The sequence below is a fragment of the Acidimicrobiales bacterium genome, from assembly GCA_016794585.1.
Classification (GTDB): Bacteria; Actinomycetota; Acidimicrobiia; order Acidimicrobiales; family DATDAH01; genus JAEUJM01.
The window spans coordinates 214,004-232,946 of the sequence record JAEUJM010000044.1 but is presented as its reverse complement, the minus strand read 5'-3'; the positions used below and the strand labels follow the sequence as shown (position 1 = coordinate 232,946).

Genomic DNA, 18,943 nt, shown 5'->3' with positions numbered 1-18,943 from the left:
GATCGTGGTCGCCTCCCTCCTCGCGGTGGGGGTCACGGGCTGCGCCAACCTCCCGGGGCCGATGCCGCCGCCGGACGAGCCCTTCGCCAGCCCGCCGCCGCTGACCGAGCGCCAGGCCGCACGGGCAGGACGCAACGTGACGGTGCGCATCCGCAACATCCCGTGTGCCGGCGGGCTCGGAGTCGGGACCGGCTTCCTGCTCGACGAGCACACGTTGGTCACCAACCGCCACGTCGTGGAGGGGTTCGGCAGCCTCGAGCTGGAGACCTGGGACGGCCGGCGCCTCAACCCTGCGGTGGTCGCCATCGGCACGTCGGCCGACCTCTCGATCGTGCGGGTGGAGTCGGGGGTCGGTGAGGCCATCGAGATGGCCGCCGACGACCCCGAGCCCGGCGCCGCCGTGCAGGCGGTCGGCTACGCCCTCGGCGGACCCCAGGCCGTCACCCAGGGCGAGGTCGTCGACTACGTGGTGGACGACCGGCTCGGCAACGGCGGGCTCATCATGCGGGTCGACGTCCACGTGGTGCCCGGCAACTCCGGGGGCCCGCTCATCGACGAGGACGGCAACGTCGCCGGCGTCGTCTATGCCATCGAGATCGCCACGGGGTACGGGCTCGTCGTGCCCGTCAGCACCCTCCGGGACGCCCTGACCTCCGACGAGGCGCTGGATGGCGCCCCCGACTGCTGACCCGCGCCCCTACGGGGTGGCGGCGAAGTGCTGGTCGGCGTCGAGCTGCAGGTCGAGGCCCTCGCTCCGCACCCGCAGGTCGAGATAGAGCGCGACGGCGAAGCCGGCGAGGAAGGCCGTGGTGACGAGGCTGGTCGCCGTGGTGCCGACCGCCAGGACCACCCACCCACCGCTGTCGCCCAGCGCGGTCGCCACCAGCTGGAAGACGAGGGGGAGCATCGCGTTGAGCACGTAGTGCACGAATCCGGCGGCGAGCACCGCCAGCACCGTCGGCCAGAACCGGGTGCCCGCGAGGCGACCCGAGCGACGCAGGCCCTGCATCGGGCCGAGGTCCTCGACCACGATCGCCGGCGCCGCCACCTGCCAGAGCGCCATCAAGAGCAGCGCCGGGAAGAGGAAGGCGAGCATGGCCAGGCCCTCGGCGAGGTGGGTGAGCAGCCAGGCGATCAGTAGCACCCACCACTTCCGCGCCGCCGCCCGGAGCGCCGCTCCGGCGGTCATGTCGCCGCCGGCGCGCCATGCGGCCACCAGCCGGCCGAGGGCGCCCGCGATGAAGGGCAGGGACATCGACGGGAGCAGGCCGGCGAGCAGCGCCAGCGCGGTGCCCGACCCGCTGCTCGTGGTCCCGCCCGCCAGCGACGGGTCGTTGAAGATCTCGCTGAACGACGCCGAGGCCAGCAGGTCACGCTGGAGGAAGGCTGCGAGCAGCTGCGCCGGCAGCACGAAGACCGCGGTGATGCCGAAGACGGCGCGGGGTCGGGCCTTCATGATGGAGAACGAGGCGTCGAGCAGCTCGCCGATGGCCATGGGCCGCAACCGGCGCTGCACCTCGAGGCCGTCCACGGCCCCATTGATAGCGCACCCACCCGGTCCGGGCCGGGGAGCGCGGGCGGCGGCGACACCAGCAGCAGCGGCGGCGACAGCAGCGGCGGCGACAGCAGCGGCGCCCGCGACGACGATGAGTACGGCGGTCGGCCGCGGCCCGCCGCCGGTGCCGAGCGCCGGGGGTGCCCGAGGCACCGTGGGCCACACTGGCGCCCATGGACCCCGCGGGCCCGGAAAGCTACGGCGAGGCCTTCGCCGACGTCTACGACGAGTGGTACGCCGACGTGTCCGACACCGAGGGCACCGTCGCCCACCTCGCGTCGCAGGCCGCCGGGCGGGCCGTCCTCGAGCTGGGGATCGGCACCGGGCGCCTCGCCCTGCCGCTCGCCGCCGCGGGGGTCGCCGTCAGCGGCATCGACGCCTCACCGGCCATGGTCGCCCGGCTGGCCGCCAAGCCGGGCGGTGACGCCATCGAGGTGGCGGTCGGCGACATGGCCGACGTGCAAGCCCTCGCGCCTCCCGCGGGCACGTCGTTCGGCGTGGTGTTCGCGGCCTTCAACACCCTGTTCAACCTCACGGACGTGACCGCGCAGCAGCGGTGCCTCCGCGGTGTCGCGGCGCGGCTGGCCCCCGAGGGCCGCCTCGTGGTGGAGGCCAACGTGTTCGACCCCGACCCCGATCCGCACGAAGCCGTCACGGTGCGCTCGATGGAGCCGGGCCGGGTCGTGCTCTCGGTGAGTCGGGCCGATCCCGCCGCCCAGACCGTGACCGGCCAGTTCGTGGACCTCGCCCATGGTGAGCCGGTGCGACTGCGGCCCTGGTCGCTTCGCTACGCCTCACCAGAGCAGCTCGACGACCTCGCCGCCGGCGCCGGCCTCGTGCTGGACGAGCGCCGGGGCGGCTGGCGGGGCGAGCCCCTCACCGAGGCTTCCCCGCTCCACGTCTCGACCTACCGACTCGCCGGCGACCGCTGACGCACGGTCGGCCGCTCGACCGCGACGGCCCGAGCAAGCGCCGTCCCGCAGACGCACGCCGGTGGCCGGGAACGCCGCGACGGCGCCGACGTCGGGCTGCGACCCGGGCGCCAGGAACAGGACGAAGGGCTGCTCAGGCCGGGAGCGGTAGGGGCCGACGGTGCGCCGCTGCAGCGCCGCCCTCGAGGCGCGACCGGCGCCGAGGAGTCCCCGAGACGCTCTGCTCAGGCCGCGAGCGGCATCCGGTCGCGGTGTGCCACGACGCCGACGTCGGCGCCGACGCCCCCGGCGCCGCTCTCGTGGGCGTCGGCGCACGGGCACGGCGGGTCGAGCTCGGCACAGGAGAGGCGCCACTCGTGGAGGTGGTGGGGCAGCGGGCAGGGCCCGTCACCACCGCACTCGGCGAACCCGTCGGCGTGCACGATGGAGACCTCGTGGCAGTGCTCGAGGCCGTCGGAGCAGAGATGGCAACGCATGGGTGGAGTATGCAGAGGGGGTATGACACGTTCGAGGAACGCTCGTGCCCTGCTGCTCCCGGGCGCCGTGTTCGTGGTCACCGCCCTGCTGGCCGCACGCGACCGCCTGCTCGTCGGCGAGGCCGGCGTCGTCCAGGCGATCAACGGCAACGCGCTGCTGGCCGTGTTCCCCGTCGAGCCGGCACTGCTCGCCGTCATGGCCGGGGGCACGCTCCTCGGGATCGCCGCCGTCACCCTCGGCGCGGCGCTGCTGCTCAAGCCATGGCAGGCACCGGTGGCCGTGCTGGTCGCCGGCGTTCTCGGCTGGTTCACCAGCCGCCTCGCGAAGGAGGCGGTCGGCCGCGGCCGTCCGGTCGAGTTCCTCGACGCCCGCACCTTGGACATCAGCAGCGGCTACGCGTCGATCACCGGCGCGGGCTTCCCCTCGGGCCACGCCACCATCGCCTTCGCGATGGCCACGGCCCTCGTGCCGTGGCTCCCGGCGCGGTACCGCTGGGTCGCCTGGACCGCGGCGTGCCTCGTCGCCCTCGCCCGGATCTACGTCGCCGCCCACTTCCCCCTGGACGTGATCGGCGGGGCGGCCCTCGGCATGTTACTCGGGGGCCTGGTCAACCTCGCGTTGCCGCCGGCGTCGGAAGCGGAAGAGGCGGCCGGGGGCTAGCCCCTCAGAGGTGCTCGGCCGCCGCCGCGACGACCGCCGCGACGATGGGGTCCCAGTCGGCGCCCTCGGTCCGGCGCACGGTCACGAAGTCGTTGGTGGCGAACACCGCCGCCACCCCGTCCAGCGCGAGCACCGCTGTGGCGAACGGGTCGTCGGTGTCGTCGCCCCTGGCCACGTTGATCATCGCCGGCAGGGTGCGGTCGAGCGTGAACTTCATCGCGTCGGGATTCGGGGTGGTGCTGGGTTCGGCGTGGGCCATGGGGCAACCGTACGCTCCGTCCGTGGCCCGCATCCGTGTCGAGACGACCATCGACGCACCGCCCGAGGCGGTGTGGGCGGCCATCGACGACGTGCGCACGCACCCCCGTTGGATGGAGGACGCCGTCGCCGTGCGGGTCACGTCGTCGACCAGCGCCGGCGTGGGCACGACCTTCGACTGCGACACCAAGGTCGGCCCCTTCCGCCTCACCGACAAGATGGCGATCACCCGCTGGGAGGACGCCGTGGCCATGGGCGTGCGCCACGTGGGCCTCGTCGAGGGCGAGGGTGAGTTCGTGCTCACCCCCCTCGAGGGCGGCCGCACCCGGTTCACCTGGACCGAGGAGCTGCACTTCCCGCTCTGGATGGCGGGCCGGCTCGGCGCCGCCGCCGGCGCCCCCGTCCTGCGACGCATCTGGCGCAAGAACCTCACCAACCTGAAGTCCCTCGTCGAATCCCCCTGACCGGCCGCCGGCCCCCGATTCCTCCGTTCTGCCAGCACGATCCTGTTGTGCAGAACAGGCTCGTGCTGGCAGAACAGGACACTCGGAGGTCACGCGGCGTCCGGGTCACCGAATCTAGGGTGCGGCCACGGACAGCTCGGCGAGTGCACCACAACACGCCGGCCGGCCCGGGCACAGCGGCGAGCGGCCTCGACGGTTTCGATCACGGCACGTGGCGAGCGCCAGAGGTCGTCCTCCCAGATCACGACGACGGTGAAGCCAGCCTCCACCAAGGCCCGATAGCGGCGCTCGTCGCTCGCCCGGTCGGTCGGCGCAGTGTGGAACAGCAGACTGTTGATCTCAGACGCGAGAGGCAGGAGCTCGTCACTGAAATCGCACCGACCGATCAGCTCATGGCCGCCGAGTCGAATCTGGCGACGGAACAACCGCTGCCCGCCGCCGCGCAGGACCTCTTCGAACCTGTCCTCGAGTCTGCTCTCGGTCGGGCTCGTGCCCGGAAGCCGCTCAGCAGCGAGGTGACGTAGGAGCGTGGTACCAGCGCGGCCACGCCGGCTGAGGTCTTCGACCGTCTCGTGGAGCCCCGCCCACGTCACGAGGTTCAACCGGTGCGCTTGGTCCAGCAGAGCGCCGATGCGGGCGGCGCCGACCTCGAACTGACGCGGGGCGGCATAGCGCGCCGCCTCGGCCCAGATTGCACGCAGCGCGGTCTCGGTGAGGATGCCGCGCACGACAATCAGGTCGTGCGACCGCACGGTCCGTAGCTCATGGAGCCGGGCGAGTTGTGGCTTCACCCCGGAGATTCCCCGGAGGCGCGCCACCTGTAGCTCAGCCAGCGAGAACCCACGCATGCCAAGCCACGCCAGCGACGACGTGCCGTGGACGAACGCGCCAGGTGCAGCATCGAGGACGGCGGCTCTGATGCGCTGCCCATCGGTCTGCGGGGCCGACGCCGACCGCAGAACCCGATCGCCCTCCGGCAACCATCGGCCGCTGCGACGAGCACGCCACCATGCGTCCCAGTCGAGGCCGAGCTCGGGGAGGTGGTACTTGCCCACAAGCCCATCGTTCTGCGCGGCGGTCGCGATGAAGCGAGCTTCCCATTCGAGCATGGGACCACTTTCGCGCTATTTCAGTAGTTTTCAAGTGTTTACGAATTAATCCGACCCCACGCTCTCCGTTCTGCCAGCACGGAAGCGGTCCCCCAGAACAGGCTCGTGCTGGCAGAACGGTCTGCGTGAGTGGTGAGAGGCGCAGGAGCGCGTTGGGCGCCGACGTCCGCGCGTCGGGTCAGGCGACGGCGACGCAGGCGAAGGCCATCGCCGCCGTGAGGGCGACGCAGAGGCCGACGGCGGCCGCCTCGGAGGGCAGGGAGCGCCGCAGCACCAAGAGGATGAACCCGGCGGCCATGCCGCCGAGCAGGCCGCCGACGTGGCCCCCGATGGAGATGCCGGGGACGAGGAAGGTGATGGCCAGGTTGATGACGAGCAGGCCGCCGATGCCGGTCTGCCACGGGCTGATGCCGTTGGCCCGCTGGCCGATGATGGCGGCGCCCATGAGCCCGAACACCGCGCCCGACGCCCCCACCGTGACGATGTTGGGGTCGAGGATGAGCACGCCCAGCGACCCGGCGATCAACGACATGAAGTAGGTGGCCAGGAACGGCCACTTGCCCATGCTCGGCTCGAGCATCGAGCCGAGCACCCAGAGCATGAACATGTTGAACGCGAGGTGCAGGAAGTCCGCGTGCAGGAACCCCGAGGTGACGATGCGGTACCACTCGCCGGCGGCCACACCGACGACCGTGATGCCGTCGAAGGTGCCCTCGCCGACGAGGCCGCCCTGGCGGGTGAGGTCGTTGGCGCCGTGGAGGCCGAGGCCCACCACGTAGACCACGACGTTGATGGCGATGAGCACCTGCGTGACGACCGGGCGGGCCGGCGCCAGAGCCGCCTGCCCGTGGTAGACCCGCTGACGACCCTGCTTGGCACACTCGGGGCACTGGAACCCGACGGACGCCTGGACCATGCACTGCGGGCAGATCGGACGGTCGCACCGCTGGCACGACACGCCGGCCCGGACCCCGGGATGGCGGTAGCAGGTGGTCACCTCGGTGGGCACTCTGCGAACCTATCGGCCGAGACGGTCGGCGAAACCGCGGCGAGGAGCCCCAACCCGTGCACCAGGAGCACCACGAGAACGAGCGGCCCGCGCCCGCGGCGACCTCGACGAGCGCGGCCACGGGCGCCGATGCCCTCGCGGCGCGCGTCGCGCAGCTCGCCCGCGCCCCCCAGCTTCTCGTGGCCTGCGACTACGACGGCACGGTCGCCCCGCTCGTGGACGACCCCATGGCCGCGCTCCCCTACCGCGAGACCGTGGTCGCCATGCGGTCGCTGGCGCTGCTCCCCCAGACCCATGTCGCCGTGATCTCGGGCCGCTCGCTGCGCGACCTCGCCACCCTCAGCCGCATGCCCCAGGAGATCCACCTGGTGGGCAGCCACGGCACCGAGTTCGACATCGGCTTCGACGCCGGCCTCAGCCCCGAGACCACCGCCCTGCGCGCCGACGTCGAGACCGCGCTGCGGTCCATCGCCCTGCGGACCGAGGGCGCCATCGTCGAGCCCAAGCCCGCCGCCGTGGCGTTCCACTACCGCACGGTGGCGCCCGATGCCGTCCCCGCCTGCCTGGCCGAGATCGAGGCGGGCCCCGGCGCCCTCGAGGGCGTGCACGTGCGCCACCTGAACCAGGTCGTCGAGCTCGCCCTCATCCCGACCGACAAGGGCCGGGCCCTCGAGGACATCCGCCACCGCGTCGGCGCCTCGACCGTCCTCTACCTCGGCGACGACCTCACCGACGAGGACGCCTTCGCCACCCTCGCCGGCCCCGACGTCGGCGTGAAGGTGGGCGACGCCCCGACCATGGCCGAGTTCCGCGTCGGCGGCACCGTGGCCGTGGCCAAGGTGCTGGCCCAGCTCAACGAGCAGCGCGCCGCCTGGCTGGCCGGCGCCGGCGTCGTGCCGATCGAGGCCCACTCCATGCTCAGCGACCTGCGCACCGCCGCCATGGTCGCCCCCGACGCCGGCGTGGTCTGGTGGTGCGTCCCCCGCATCGACTCGGCCGCCGTCTTCGCCGAGCTCGTGGGCGGGCCGGGCGCCGGCACCTTCCGGGTCGGGCCCGTCGGCGGCGGCCCCTCCTCGGGCCAGCGGTACGTCGGCGACACCCTGGTGCTCGAGACCTCGTGGCCCGGGTTCACCGTCACCGACTACCTGGACTGCTCCGGCGGGCGGCCCGGCCGCCTCGCCGGCCGCAGCGACCTGATCCGGGTGCTCGAGGCCACCGACGGCGGCGGCGAGGCACGCGCCACCATCGAGTTCGCCCCCCGCCTCGACTTCGGCCGGTACCCCACCCGACTCGGTCGTCGGGACGACGGCCTCGAGGTGCAGGGCGCATCCGACCTCATGGTGCTGCGCGCCCCGGGGGTCGAGTGGGAGATCGTCGACGACGGCCCCCACCAGAGCGCGCGGGCCGAGGTCGACCTGCGCGACGGCCCCGTCGTGCTCGAGCTGCGTTGCGGCACCGCCAACCTCAAGGCCGAGCCGACCGACGAGACCAACCGCCGCCTCGCCACCGAGCGCTTCTGGTCCGACTGGGCCGACGGCCTCACCGCACCCGAGCTCGCCGCCCCGATGGTCCGACGCAGCGCCCTCGTCCTCAAAGGGCTGTGCCACGCGCCCACCGGGGCCATCCTCGCGGCGCCCACCACCAGCCTCCCCGAGCACCTCGGCGGCATCCGCAACTGGGACTACCGCTACTGCTGGCTGCGCGACGCCGCCCTCTCCGCCGCCGCCCTCGTCCGCCTCGGCAGCGACGACGAGGCCATGGCCTTCCTCGACTGGGTGCTGCGCATCCTCGAGCAGCGCGACGACCCCGAGCGCCTTCATCCCCTCTACCTCGTCACCGGCCGCCACCTGCCCCCCGAGGCCGAGATCGCCGAGCTGGCCGGCTACGCGGGCAGCCGCCCCGTGCGCGTCGGCAACGCCGCCGAGCGCCAGGTGCAGCTCGACGTGTTCGGGCCCATCGTCGACCTCGTCGCCCGCCTCGTCGACGCCGGCGCCCCCCTCTCGTCCCAGCACTGGCGCCTCGTCGAGGCCATGGTGCGCGCCGTCGAGCGGCGCTGGCACGAGCCCGACAACGGCATCTGGGAGATCCGCAAGCCACCCCGCCACCACGTGCACTCCAAGGTGATGTGCTGGGTCACCGTCGACCGGGCCATCGCCGTGGCCGACCACTTCACCGACCCCGACCAGCACGACTGGGTCGCCCTGCGCGACACCATCGCCGCCGACGTGCTCGAGCACGGCTGGAAGGACGAGGTGGGCGCCTTCACCGCCGCCTACGACGGCACCGACCTCGACGCATCGGTGCTCGTCATCGGCCTCTCCGGGCTGCTTCCCGCCGACGACCCCCGCTTCCTCGCCACGGTCGCCGCGGTCGAACGCGAGCTGCGCGACGGCCCCACCGTCTACCGCTACCGCGCCGACGACGGCCTTCCCGGGGCCGAAGGCGGCTTCCACCTGATGACGTCGTGGCTGATCGACGCCCTCCACCTCGTGGGGCGCACCGCCGACGCCCGCGCCCTGTTCGACGGGCTCGTCGCCCTGGCCGGGCCCACCGGCCTGTTGTCCGAGGAGTACGACCCCGAGCAGGGCCGGTCCCTCGGCAACCACCCGCAGGCGTACTCTCACCTGGGCCTGATCAACAACGCCCTCACTCTCGCCGAGCCGTGACCGCCCTCCCCGGCCCCACCCACCCCTCCTGAGCGCCCGTGGTCTTCAACTCCCTCCAATACGCGCTGTTCCTGCCGGTGGTGTTCGTCATCTACTGGCAGCTGGGCCGCCGCAACCAGAACATCCTGCTGCTCGGCGCGTCCTGGCTCTTCTACGGGCTGTGGGACTGGCGCTTCCTCGGCCTGATGTGGCTCACCACCGCCGTGGACTACCTCGTGGGCCGCTACCTCGACGCAACCGAGGACGATCGCAAGCGCAAGCGGGCCTTCGCCCTCAGCCTCGGGCTCAACCTCGTCGTCCTCGGCTTCTTCAAGTACTTCAACTTCTTCATCGGCTCGGCCGTCGACCTCTTCGACTCGCTCGGCATCCAGGCCAACGAGCCGACCCTGCGGATCCTGCTGCCGGTGGGCATCAGCTTCTACACGTTCCACGGGATCTCGTACACGTTCGACGTCTACCGACGTGACATCGAGCCCGCCCGCAACGCCCTCGACTTCGCCGTCTTCGTGGCGTACTTCCCCCAGCTCGTGGCCGGGCCCATCGGGCGGGCCCACATCCAGCTGCCCCAGTTCGAGCACGAGCGGCCGCGTCTGCGGGTCGACCAGGTGCAGTCGGGGCTCGCCCTCATCCTCATGGGCCTGTTCAAGAAGGTCGTGATCGCCGACGCCATCGCGCCCTACGTCAACGAGGCCTTCGCCAACCCCGGCGACCAGTCCTGGATCACCCTCACCGCGGCGACGTGGGGCTTCGCCCTCCAGATCTACGGCGACTTCGCGGGCTACTCCGACGTCGCCCGGGGGTCGTCGCGCCTGCTCGGCATCGAGCTGCCCATCAACTTCGAGCAGCCCTACCTCTCACGCAACCCGACGGTGTTCTGGCGGACGTGGCACATCTCGCTCTCCAACTGGCTGCGGGACTACCTCTACATCCCCCTCGGCGGCAACCGGGGCAAGCGGTCCAAGACCTACCGCAACCTGATGCTGACCATGCTCATCGGCGGGCTCTGGCACGGCGCCGCCTGGACGTTCGTGGTCTGGGGCGGCCTCCACGGCCTCTACCTGTGCGTCCACCGCTACTACCAGGAGCGGACCGACACCGTCGGCGAGCACAACCGGCCGGGCCGCTTCACGTGGGCCGACGTCGTCCCCGCCATCATCTGCTTCCAGTTCGTCTGCTTCGCCTGGATCTTCTTCCGGGCCCAGAACTTCACCGAGGCCTTCGAGGTGATCCGCGGGATCTTCACGTTCCAAGGCGGCGCCGTCACCGCCGGCTTCGTGCCCCTGCTCGCCATCGTGGCCGCGATCAGCCTCGCCATCGACCTCGCCCAGCGCAACCGCGGGACCCACACCCCCATGCTCGCCCTCCGCCCGGTGACGCAGGGCCTGCTCTACGGGGCGTTCATCCTCGGCATCATCTTGTTCAGCGGCGGCGAGGCGGTGCCGTTCATCTACTTCCAGTTCTAGCCATCCCCCACCCTTGACGGCCGCTCTCCCTTGGCCCGCCCCGGCGGGTCCTGCCGCCGGATTCCGTTTCGGGCCATGCTCGCTCGTTCCTCGCTGCGCGTGGCCCGAAGCCGTTCCGGCGTCACCCCCCGGGGCTGACTGACCTCGCGTCCATCGCCCCACCCGCAAACCCCCGCCGCGGCGAGGGTCTCGTCCTCTCGCACTTCGATCGGAGCGCCGTCCCGGGCGACACATCTTCCTCCTTGCAGGGGGGTAGCCGCCCTATCGTTCGTTGGGTGGAGGCCGTCCGCAGATGACCCCGTCGACAGTGGTTCCTCCGTTCGAGGAGTGGCCGCGTGTTCGTTGGTGGTCTCGAGGGCCCGTGCGGTGGTGGTGGACCCCACCCCTCGCGATAGTGATCGTCTGGCTGGTGCTCGCGCTCGTCTGGGGTAGTGCTCAGGCTGCACTGGTCGCTCTGCTCGCCTTTCCCTTCCTCTTGGCCTTTGCGTACTGGCAATACCGGACGTGGCGGCGCAACGCTCCCTCCGCTCCTTCGGATTGAGCGCTCCGCTCAGCGCCCCGTGAAGGTCGCTTTTCCGGGGCCGTGTTCCAGGAAGGACTGCACGCCGATGCTCGCGTCGTCGGTCTGGAAGACGTCGGTGAAGGCTTGCTGTTCCGTCGTCGTGCCGTCGATCGCGGCCTTCGCCAGCGCGATGGCCTGGACGGGGCCGGCGGCGAGCTCGGCGGCGAAAGCGAGGGCGCGGTCGTGGAGGTCCTCGGGGGCGACCACTTCGTCGGCGAGGCCGATGAACAGCGCCTCCTCGGAGGTGACCTGGCGGCCGGTGAAGATGAGGTCCTTGGCCCTGGAGGCGCCGACGAGGCGGGGCAAGCGCTGGGTGCCGCCACCCCCGGGGATGATGCCGAGCAGGATCTCGGGCTGGCCGAACACGGCCTTCTCCGAGGCGATGCGGAAGTCGCAGGCCATGGCCAGCTCGCAGCCGCCGCCCAGGGCGTAGCCGCTGATGGCGGCGATGGTCGGGCGGGGGAAGGCGGCCACGGCGTCGAGCACCCTGTGGAAGGTGGCGGCGATGTCGGCGGCCCGATCGGCCGAGAACTGGGTGACGTCGGCGCCGGCCGCGAACAGGCGCTCGCCGCCGGTCACGACCACGGCGCCGGGCAGGTCGTCACCCAGCGCCGCGAACACCTCGCCGAGCTCGTTCAGGAGCTCCTGGCTGAGCGCGTTCACCTTGGGGTTGTCGAGGGTGACCACCGCCACCCCGTCGTCTCGCCGCTCGACCCGGACCAGTGCGCCATCCATGGGCGGCGACCCTAACGCGCGGCGTCGAGCAGCTCGTCGGAGGCGGACCAGGGGTCGACGCGGCGGGCGAGGACGTCGTCGTGGAGGCGCTCCCACTCGTCGCCGGTGCAGAGGGCCAGGGCCCGCTCGTGGAGGCGCTCGGCCACGATGGCCCGCAGCTCCCGGTCGAGGCGGTCGGCCCGGCGCCGCTCCAGTTGGCCCGACGACTCGAGGTGGGCCTCGTGGTCGGCCAGGGCGGACCACAGCTCGTCGACCCCGACGCCGTCGCGCGCCACGGTCTCGATGATGGGCGGGCGCCAGCCGTCCTTGGCCGCGGAGAGCTCGAGCATCTGCTCGAGGTCCCGGCGGGTGTCGGCGGCGCCGGGGCGGTCGGCCTTGTTCACGACGAACACGTCGGCGATCTCGAGCAGGCCGGCCTTGGCCGCCTGCACCTCGTCACCCCAACCCGGGTTCACCACCACGACCGTGCTGTCGGCCGACGAGGCCACCTCGACCTCCACCTGGCCCACGCCGACGGTCTCCACGAGGATGCGCTCGTGACCCGTGGCGTCGAGCACCCGGATGGCCTCGGGGGTGGCGAGGGCCAGGCCCCCGAGGTGGCCCCGGGTGGCCATCGAGCGGATGAACACCCCGTCGTCGAGGGCGTGCTCGCCCATGCGCACACGGTCGCCGAGGATCGCGCCGCCGGAGAACGGTGACGACGGGTCGATGGCGAGGACGGCGACGTCCAGCCCGTCGGCCCGGATGGCACCGACGAGGGCGCTCGTCAGGGTGGACTTGCCGGCACCCGGCGCTCCGGTGAGGCCGATGGTGCGAGCGGACCCACCCAGGGGGTGGGTCAGGCGGCCGACCTCACGCGCCGCGGCGCCGCCGCGTTCCACGAGGGAGAGCAGACGGGCCAGCGCGGTGCGGTTGCCCTCGCGGGCGCTGGCCACGAGGGCGTTCGGGTCGTTCCTCATGCGGCCCCGAGGGTAGGCGGGCCACGCCGGCCAGCCGCCAGTCCGTCGCCGGAACCCGTGCCCGCGGCAGAGCGCGGCGCCCCACCGTCCCCTAGCATCGCCGCCGACGGCGACGAGGAGGGGCGGCGATGGCGACGAGCGGTGTGGTGCGGCGGTGGGTGGTGGGCGCAGGGCTCGTCCTCGCGCTGCTCGCGGGAGCGACCCCCGTCGGCGCCGCGGAGCCCGAGGCCGGGGTCGTGCAGCCGGACGCGATGACCCGGTTGCCGGACAACTCCGACACGATCGGCAACAACGTCTACAACACCACCGCCAGCGGTCAGACCCGCCGACGGTCGGCGCCCGCCGGCGCCACGCTCGCCTACCGGTTCCGGATGCAGAACGACTCCGATGCGGTGCAGTTCCTCACCCCCCAGGGCTGCGCCGGCAACGCCAACTTCACCGTCAAGTACTTCGTGATCGACAACGACCCGCTCGTGCCCGACATCAACATCACCGACACCATCGTGAACGGGGCGCTCGCCGTGGGGCGCAACCCCGGCCAGAGCGAGACCTACCGGGTCCTGATCAAGATCAAGCCGGGCGCGCCGGCGGGGGCGAAGCTCACCTGCGACCTGTCGGTGCGCATCAACGCCAAGGGACCGGACGACCCGGTCGACGTGGCCCGCATCGTGGTCAAGCGCTCCTGACCACCGGAGCGAACGGAGCGCAGAGAGCGCTCCACGAGGGCGTTACAGCGAGACGACGGTCTCGTCGTTCTCGCCGAGGCTGATCACGCTCGTCACCCCGGGCACCCGGTCCTTCAAGATGCGCTCGACGCCCGCCTTGAGAGTCAGGGTCGACGCCGGGCAGCTCACGCACGCCCCCACCAGCTCGACGGTGACCACCCCGCGGTCGTCGATCCCGTGGAAGAAGATGTCGCCGCCGTCGGCCTGCACCGCGGGGCGGATGGCCTCGATGGTGGCGCGGAGGCGGTCGTCGATGTCGCTGTCGGTGTCGCCGTCGCGCTCGACGGTCGCCTGGTCGTCCACGGTGGCCATTCTACCGGTCATGGCCGTGCAAACCCCGAAGCGGGCGAGCGTGTTCCCGTCGGCGCCAGGTCGGGAACGCGGCGGGCGCCCGCCTACGCTCGCCGGGTGATGGAGGCGACGATCCTGGCGCACCAGGGCGGCTGGGACGAGGCGCTCGTGGTGGCCGTCCCCATCGCCCTGTTCGCCTGGATCCTCTGGATGGCCAACCGCCGCGCCGCCCGCCTCCAGGCGGAGCGGGACGCCACCGCACCCGACGCGGACTGAGTCGCCCCGACGGCCTCAGTGCGCCCCGGTGACCCGGCGCTTCACCCGCCCGGCGAGGCGTCGGGCCCGTCGGTAGGCACTGGTCGGGCCCGGCGCAGGGGCCGACTCGACCGGCTCCGCATCGGCGTTGTCGGCCAGCGGGTCGCCAACGGCCGCGGAGGACTCGTCAGGAGGGGTGAACTGCTCGCGGTGGGACGGGTCCCAGTCGGGCGTCATGAAGGGCTCCCACTCCGGGGAGCGCCCGGGGTCGGGCCCGTACCAACCGTCGATGTCGGCCTCGGTGACGGTGGGTGGGTCCCAGGCACGAGGCTCGACCCGCTCGTACATCGCGGTCGGCTGCACGCCGAGCTCGTGGCGGATGTAGAACTCCGGGGTGACGTAGTAGCGGTCCACCCGGTCCTCTTCCTCGACGTAGAAGTCGCAGTGCAGCTGGACCTCCGCGGGCGTGAGGCCGATGCCGACGACGGGGCGGACGGCATCCGAGCGGTTGGGCGGTGAGGCGTGGATGAGGGCGCCGTCGTAGGCGACCACGTCCCCGGCCCGCACCTCGAGGGGCACGAGGTGGTTGTACAGCCGGTCCTCGACCGGGCGGAACGGCCAAGGGGGATGACCGGTCGGGCGGTCGATCTCCAACAGTCGGTGCGAGCCCGGGAGCACGTTGAGCCAACCGTTCTCGAGCGTGGTGTCCACCAGCGGGCACCAGATCAGGACCCCGCGGACCTCGGGCTCGTTCACGAAGGCCTCGTCCTGGTGCAGTGGGACGCCGAGCACGCTGTGCGGCGGCTTGGACATCACGTAGCCGTGCCGAATGAGGTGTCGGTCGAAGACCTCGTCGATCCGCGCCTGGAAGCGCTCGACCACGGCCTCGTGCACCTTGAGGAAGTTGGGATCCGCCGGCCGGTTCTGCGCCGAGGTGTAGAAGTTCTCCGCGGAGGTGTAGAAGTACTCCTCCGGCTGCGAGTACAGCTCGTCGATCAGCTGCTCGAAGTACGCGATGTCGTCCTCGGTGAGCAGCGGCATGACGACGTACCCGTCCCGGGCGAACTGCTCCTGGCGCTCGTCGTCGAGGAAGGTCCGGCGCACGGAGGGGGTGGACACCGAGGCGAAGCTACTACGCGATCACCGCGACGAGATCAGGGGACCGCCTCGATGTCGGCGCCGATGGCACGGAGCTTCTCGACGAAGCGCTCGTAGCCCCGGTCGATGTGCTCGGCGCCGGCCACGACGGTCTCGCCCTCGGCGCCGAGGCCGGCGATGGCCAGCGCGGCGCCGGCCCGGATGTCGGGCGCCCGCACCGGCGCACCGGACAGCCGGTCGAGGCCGCGCACCACGGCGTGGTGGCTCTCGGTGCGGATGTCGGCGCCCATGCGCACGAGCTCGTCGACGTAGCGGAAGCGGCCCGAGAAGAGGTTCTCGGTGACGATCCCCACCCCGTCGGCGAAGGCGAGGAGGACCACCAGGAACGGCTTGTAATCGGTGGCCAGGCCCGGGTACGGCAGGGTGGAGACGTCGACCGACCGCAGGCGATCGCGGCGCAGCGCCCAGATCCCGTCGGGGTCGGGCGAGATGCGCATGCCCATCTCGCCCAGCTTCTGGATCAGCATCGTCATGTGGTCGGGGCGAGCGCCCTCGAGGGTGATCTCGCCGCCCGCCACGCCGACGGCGGCGAGGTAGGTGGCGGCCTCGATCCGGTCCGGGACGATGGTGTGCTCGACCGGCACCAGCTCCTCGACGCCCTCGATGGCGATGGTGGAGGTGCCGGCCCCGATGATCTGGGCGCCCATGCGGTTGAGGCACGCGGCGAGGTCGGCGATCTCGGGCTCGCGCGCGGCATTGTCGATGATGGTCGTGCCCTTGGCCAGCACCGCCGCCATCAAGGCGTTCTCGGTGGCCCCCACGCTCGGGAAGTCGAGCAGGATGCGGGTGCCGAGGAGCCGGTCGGCGCGACCCTCCACGTAGCCGTGGGCCATCGTGAACTCGGCCCCGAGCGCCTCGAGCGCGCGGAGGTGCATGTCGATGGGGCGGGGGCCGAAGTCGTCGCCGCCCGGGAGTGCCACCCGGGCGTGCCCGAACCGGGCCAGCAGCGGCCCGAGCACGACGATCGACGCCCGCATGCGCTCGACCAACTCGTACGGGGCCTCGGGGATCAGGTCGGGGGGCGAGTCGATGGTCAGGACGTCGCCCTCGTGGCGCACGGTCATGCCCATCTCGGTGAGCAGCTCACCCGTCCACGCCACGTCGGCGATGGCCGGCACGTTGCGCAGGGTGAAGCGCCCGGAGGCCAGCGTCGTGGCCGCCATGATCTTGAGGACGGAGTTCTTCGCCCCGCTGATGGGGACGACCCCGGAGAGCGGGCCGCTCGGGCGGACCACGAGGCGCATGCCCCCACGCTACTTTCCGATGGTGGCGCCCAAGCAGGTCGTGACCGTGCACCGCTTCGGCGCCGACGCCGACCCCGCCGAGCGCGCCCGCGTGTTGACCCCACGCGACGACCTCGTGCTCGAGGAGGCCGACCCCGCCGGCGGCTACCGGGCCGCGTCGGGCCCGTTCGCCGTGTACCACCGCGCCGTCGACGAGACGACCGAGGCGGACGGCACCGTGGTCCTCACCGAGACCACCGACTTCGCCCTGGCCATCGGGGCCTGGCAGGTGCTGTTCAACCCCTTGGTCAAGCGCACGCTGCGCCACCGCCGCCCCCCGGGCGCCAAGGCCCCCTGGTGGGCGCCGCCCGACCGCTTCGGCGCCCGCGAGGCCTCGGTGTTGAGCATGCTCTGCGCGCTCGTGATGATCAGCGGCTACCTGGGCACCCTGATCACCCAGACCATCACCTTCGCCGCCGACGAGTTCGGGGCCGACGACCGGGCCCAGGGCGGCGCCCTCGCCGCCGTGCGCATCGGCGTCGTCTTCTCGCTCGCGGTCATGGCACTGGCCGACCGGCGCGGGCGCCGGCGGATGCTCATCTTCTCCGCAGTGGCCGGCTGCGCCGCCACCATGGTGGGCGCCCTCGCCCCCAACCTCGTGTGGCTGGGCGCGACGCAGACCGTGGCCCGCGGCTTCGCCACCGCGCTCGCTCTGCTCGTGGCCGTGGTGGCCGCCGAGGAGATGCCCGCCGGCTCCCGGGCCTACGCCATCAGCGTGTTGGCCATGACCGCCGCGTTGGGGGCGGGCATGGCGGTCTGGTTCCTCCCGCTCGCCGACCTCGGCGTCTCGGCCTGGCGGGCTCTGTACGTCATCCCCGTGCTCGGCATCGTCCTCGCGCTGTACATCCGCCGGGACCTCCCCGAGAGCCACCGGTACGAGGTCGCCCACGAGCGCGCCCCGACGAAGGCCCACCCCCGGCGAGTGGCGCTCCTGGCCGCGTCGGGCTTCCTGCTGGCCATCTTCACCGCCCCGGCGTCGCAGTTCCAGAACGAGTTCCTGCGCTCCGAGCACGGCTTCTCGGCCCTCCAGATCTCGCTGTTCACGCTCGCCACGGCCACGCCCGGGGGCATCGGCGTGCTCGTCGGCGGGCACCTCGCCGACCTCCGTGGCCGCCGCCAGGTCGGGGCCATCGCCGTGGCCGGTGGCGTCGGGCTCACCGTGGTGATGTACCTCACCACCGGCTGGGGGATCTGGATCGCGTCGGCGATCGGCTCGATCGTGGGTGCCGCCGCCGTGCCGGCGCTGGGGGTCTACGGCCCCGAGCTGTTCCCCACGACGAGCCGCGGCCGCACCAACGGCGTCATCTCGGCCGTCGGCGTCATCGGCAGCAGTGCCGGGTTGCTCATCGCCGGCTCGCTGTCGGACCACTTCGGCACCTTCGGGCCGGCCATGGCCCTGCTCGCCATCGGGCCGGCCATCCTCGCCGTCCTCATCATCACGGCCTACCCCGAGACCGCCCACCTCGAGCTCGAGGAGATCAACCCCGAGGACCAGGTCGACACGCCCGAGCTCGACGCCAGCGGGTACTGACACGACCGCCCGACGTCAGAGGTGACGACGGGCCGGGGCCGGCGCTCGACCGACGACCGGTACCATCGCCGCCGATGTCGCTCCCCCACCGCCGGGCTCCCCGCCACCTCGGGCGCGTGCTCGCCGGCGCACTCGTCGCCACCGTCCTGCTGGCGGCCTGCGCCAGCGCCGAGGCCCCTGAGTCCGCGGGCGATCGGCCGCCTGCCAGCGCCGGCGCCACCACCTCGACGACCGAGGACCCGAACCTCACCACCGTGGCCACCACGCCCGAGTCGAGCGTCGACGTCTACGACTCGGCCGACGCCGCCGAACCGTCCCACCAGGTCACCGCCCCCGAGGGCCCGGGCGTGCCCCTCACCTTCGTCGTCCTCGACGAGCAGGGCGACCGGCTCCACGTCGAGCTGCCCGAGCGACCCAACGGCAGCACGGGCTGGATCGAGCGCGACGACGTGACCTTGCAGGCCCACGACTTCCACATCACTGTCACCCTCGCCGACTTCAACATCAAGGTGTTCCAGGGGGACGAGATCATCCTCGACGCGCCCGTCGGTGTGGCCGCCGACAACACCCCCAGCCCCGGCGGCACCTACTACACCACCTCGTTGCTCCAGCCCCCCGACCCCGACAGCGTGTACGGCACCTACGCCTACGGGCTCTCGGCGTTCTCCGAGGTGCTCGAGAGCTTCTCGGGCGGACCCGGCCAACTGGGCATCCACGGCACCAACGACGACGCCTCCATCGGCACCGAGGTGAGCCACGGCTGCATCCGCATGCACAACGCCGACATCGAGCAGCTCGTCCCCGTCCTGCCCCTCGGGGTGCCCGTCACCATCGTCTGACCGGCGGCGCGG

General features: G+C 72.3%; 20 protein-coding genes. 10 read left to right on the top strand and 10 right to left on the bottom strand.

Going from position 1 to position 18,943, the window contains the following annotated elements:
• The first annotated feature begins 4 nt into the window (after nt 1–4).
• A complete protein-coding gene (locus JNK12_22855; protein ID MBL8778788.1) occupies nt 5–688 on the top strand; it encodes a trypsin-like peptidase domain-containing protein in 684 nt (227 codons plus the stop codon).
• 9 nt (nt 689–697) lie between these two features.
• Here the strand turns inward: JNK12_22855 and JNK12_22850 are convergent, their stop codons facing one another.
• Nucleotides 698–1,531: a hypothetical protein gene (locus JNK12_22850; protein MBL8778787.1), complete on the bottom strand. Its 834-nt coding sequence runs from the start codon at nt 1,529–1,531 to the stop codon at nt 698–700.
• Between the two features lie 197 nt (nt 1,532–1,728).
• Between JNK12_22850 and JNK12_22845 the strand changes: the two genes are divergently transcribed.
• On the top strand, nt 1,729–2,487 hold the full coding sequence (locus JNK12_22845) for a class I SAM-dependent methyltransferase (protein ID MBL8778786.1): 759 nt from the start codon (nt 1,729–1,731) through the stop codon (nt 2,485–2,487).
• A 224-nt stretch (nt 2,488–2,711) separates the two neighbouring features.
• Here the strand turns inward: JNK12_22845 and JNK12_22840 are convergent, their stop codons facing one another.
• On the bottom strand, nt 2,712–2,963 hold the full coding sequence (locus tag JNK12_22840) for a hypothetical protein (GenBank protein ID MBL8778785.1): 252 nt from the start codon (nt 2,961–2,963) through the stop codon (nt 2,712–2,714).
• A gap of 22 nt (nt 2,964–2,985) precedes the next feature.
• Between JNK12_22840 and JNK12_22835 the strand changes: the two genes are divergently transcribed.
• Nucleotides 2,986–3,624 carry a phosphatase PAP2 family protein gene (locus JNK12_22835; GenBank protein ID MBL8778784.1) on the top strand — a complete coding sequence of 213 codons (639 nt, stop codon included), beginning with the start codon at nt 2,986–2,988 and terminating at the stop codon, nt 3,622–3,624.
• Nucleotides 3,625–3,628: 4 nt separating this feature from the next.
• On the opposite strand, the gene JNK12_22830 is transcribed toward JNK12_22835, so the two are convergent.
• Complete coding sequence (locus tag JNK12_22830; GenBank protein ID MBL8778783.1) at nt 3,629–3,883, bottom strand: NifU N-terminal domain-containing protein; 255 nt, start codon at nt 3,881–3,883, stop codon at nt 3,629–3,631.
• A gap of 22 nt (nt 3,884–3,905) precedes the next feature.
• Here JNK12_22830 and JNK12_22825 point away from each other — a divergent pair, with 22 nt between their 5' ends.
• The gene (locus JNK12_22825; GenBank protein ID MBL8778782.1) at nt 3,906–4,346 is read left to right on the top strand and encodes an SRPBCC family protein; all 441 of its coding nucleotides are present in this window, start codon (nt 3,906–3,908) and stop codon (nt 4,344–4,346) included.
• Nucleotides 4,347–4,435: 89 nt separating this feature from the next.
• On the opposite strand, the gene JNK12_22820 is transcribed toward JNK12_22825, so the two are convergent.
• Both JNK12_22820 and JNK12_22815 read right to left on the bottom strand, forming a co-directional pair.
• On the bottom strand, nt 4,436–5,455 hold the full coding sequence (locus tag JNK12_22820; protein ID MBL8778781.1) for a hypothetical protein: 1,020 nt from the start codon (nt 5,453–5,455) through the stop codon (nt 4,436–4,438).
• Between the two features lie 178 nt (nt 5,456–5,633).
• Nucleotides 5,634–6,464 (bottom strand): rhomboid family intramembrane serine protease, encoded by an 831-nt coding sequence (locus tag JNK12_22815; protein MBL8778780.1) that lies wholly within the window; start codon nt 6,462–6,464, stop codon nt 5,634–5,636.
• Between the two features lie 56 nt (nt 6,465–6,520).
• Here JNK12_22815 and otsB point away from each other — a divergent pair, with 56 nt between their 5' ends.
• A complete protein-coding gene (otsB, locus tag JNK12_22810; GenBank protein MBL8778779.1) occupies nt 6,521–9,130 on the top strand; it encodes a trehalose-phosphatase in 2,610 nt (869 codons plus the stop codon).
• Nucleotides 9,131–9,168: 38 nt separating this feature from the next.
• Nucleotides 9,169–10,593 (top strand): MBOAT family protein, encoded by a 1,425-nt coding sequence (locus JNK12_22805; protein ID MBL8778778.1) that lies wholly within the window; start codon nt 9,169–9,171, stop codon nt 10,591–10,593.
• Nucleotides 10,594–11,143: 550 nt separating this feature from the next.
• Here the strand turns inward: JNK12_22805 and JNK12_22800 are convergent.
• Both JNK12_22800 and meaB read right to left on the bottom strand, forming a co-directional pair.
• Nucleotides 11,144–11,890, bottom strand: coding sequence for an enoyl-CoA hydratase/isomerase family protein (locus JNK12_22800; GenBank protein MBL8778777.1), 747 nt, complete (start codon nt 11,888–11,890; stop codon nt 11,144–11,146).
• 11 nt (nt 11,891–11,901) lie between these two features.
• The gene (gene meaB, locus JNK12_22795; protein ID MBL8778776.1) at nt 11,902–12,849 is read right to left on the bottom strand and encodes a methylmalonyl Co-A mutase-associated GTPase MeaB; all 948 of its coding nucleotides are present in this window, start codon (nt 12,847–12,849) and stop codon (nt 11,902–11,904) included.
• 128 nt (nt 12,850–12,977) lie between these two features.
• Between meaB and JNK12_22790 the strand changes: the two genes are divergently transcribed.
• Nucleotides 12,978–13,535, top strand: coding sequence for a hypothetical protein (locus JNK12_22790; protein ID MBL8778775.1), 558 nt, complete (start codon nt 12,978–12,980; stop codon nt 13,533–13,535).
• 42 nt (nt 13,536–13,577) lie between these two features.
• Here JNK12_22790 and JNK12_22785 read toward each other — a convergent pair whose 3' ends face one another.
• On the bottom strand, nt 13,578–13,829 hold the full coding sequence (locus tag JNK12_22785; protein ID MBL8778774.1) for a NifU family protein: 252 nt from the start codon (nt 13,827–13,829) through the stop codon (nt 13,578–13,580).
• 156 nt (nt 13,830–13,985) lie between these two features.
• Here JNK12_22785 and JNK12_22780 point away from each other — a divergent pair, with 156 nt between their 5' ends.
• The gene (locus JNK12_22780) at nt 13,986–14,141 is read left to right on the top strand and encodes a hypothetical protein (GenBank protein ID MBL8778773.1); all 156 of its coding nucleotides are present in this window, start codon (nt 13,986–13,988) and stop codon (nt 14,139–14,141) included.
• Nucleotides 14,142–14,156: 15 nt separating this feature from the next.
• On the opposite strand, the gene JNK12_22775 is transcribed toward JNK12_22780, so the two are convergent.
• Both JNK12_22775 and murA read right to left on the bottom strand, forming a co-directional pair.
• A complete protein-coding gene (locus JNK12_22775) occupies nt 14,157–15,239 on the bottom strand; it encodes a phytanoyl-CoA dioxygenase family protein (protein ID MBL8778772.1) in 1,083 nt (360 codons plus the stop codon).
• A 35-nt stretch (nt 15,240–15,274) separates the two neighbouring features.
• On the bottom strand, nt 15,275–16,522 hold the full coding sequence (murA, locus tag JNK12_22770; GenBank protein MBL8778771.1) for a UDP-N-acetylglucosamine 1-carboxyvinyltransferase: 1,248 nt from the start codon (nt 16,520–16,522) through the stop codon (nt 15,275–15,277).
• A 22-nt stretch (nt 16,523–16,544) separates the two neighbouring features.
• Between murA and JNK12_22765 the strand changes: the two genes are divergently transcribed.
• Entirely contained in the window at nt 16,545–18,092 is a 1,548-nt protein-coding gene (locus JNK12_22765) for an MFS transporter (protein MBL8778770.1), read from the top strand.
• Between the two features lie 74 nt (nt 18,093–18,166).
• Entirely contained in the window at nt 18,167–18,931 is a 765-nt protein-coding gene (locus tag JNK12_22760; GenBank protein MBL8778769.1) for a L,D-transpeptidase, read from the top strand.
• Nucleotides 18,932–18,943: the final 12 nt, after the last annotated feature.

Excerpts from the sequence above, each read along its gene's own strand:
- JNK12_22845 (MBL8778786.1), top strand. The coding sequence starts at position 1,729 with ATGGACCCCGCGGGCCCGGAAAGCTACGGCGAGGCCTTCGCCGACGTC.
- JNK12_22840 (MBL8778785.1), bottom strand. The coding sequence starts at position 2,963 with ATGCGTTGCCATCTCTGCTCCGACGGCCTCGAGCACTGCCACGAGGTC.
- JNK12_22835 (MBL8778784.1), top strand. The coding sequence starts at position 2,986 with ATGACACGTTCGAGGAACGCTCGTGCCCTGCTGCTCCCGGGCGCCGTG.
- JNK12_22830 (MBL8778783.1), bottom strand. The coding sequence starts at position 3,883 with ATGGCCCACGCCGAACCCAGCACCACCCCGAATCCCGACGCGATGAAG.
- JNK12_22820 (MBL8778781.1), bottom strand. The coding sequence starts at position 5,455 with ATGCTCGAATGGGAAGCTCGCTTCATCGCGACCGCCGCGCAGAACGAT.
- JNK12_22800 (MBL8778777.1), bottom strand. The coding sequence starts at position 11,890 with ATGGATGGCGCACTGGTCCGGGTCGAGCGGCGAGACGACGGGGTGGCG.
- meaB (MBL8778776.1), bottom strand. The coding sequence starts at position 12,849 with ATGAGGAACGACCCGAACGCCCTCGTGGCCAGCGCCCGCGAGGGCAAC.
- JNK12_22790 (MBL8778775.1), top strand. The coding sequence starts at position 12,978 with ATGGCGACGAGCGGTGTGGTGCGGCGGTGGGTGGTGGGCGCAGGGCTC.
- JNK12_22780 (MBL8778773.1), top strand. The coding sequence starts at position 13,986 with ATGGAGGCGACGATCCTGGCGCACCAGGGCGGCTGGGACGAGGCGCTC.
- murA (MBL8778771.1), bottom strand. The coding sequence starts at position 16,522 with ATGCGCCTCGTGGTCCGCCCGAGCGGCCCGCTCTCCGGGGTCGTCCCC.
- JNK12_22760 (MBL8778769.1), top strand. The coding sequence starts at position 18,167 with ATGTCGCTCCCCCACCGCCGGGCTCCCCGCCACCTCGGGCGCGTGCTC.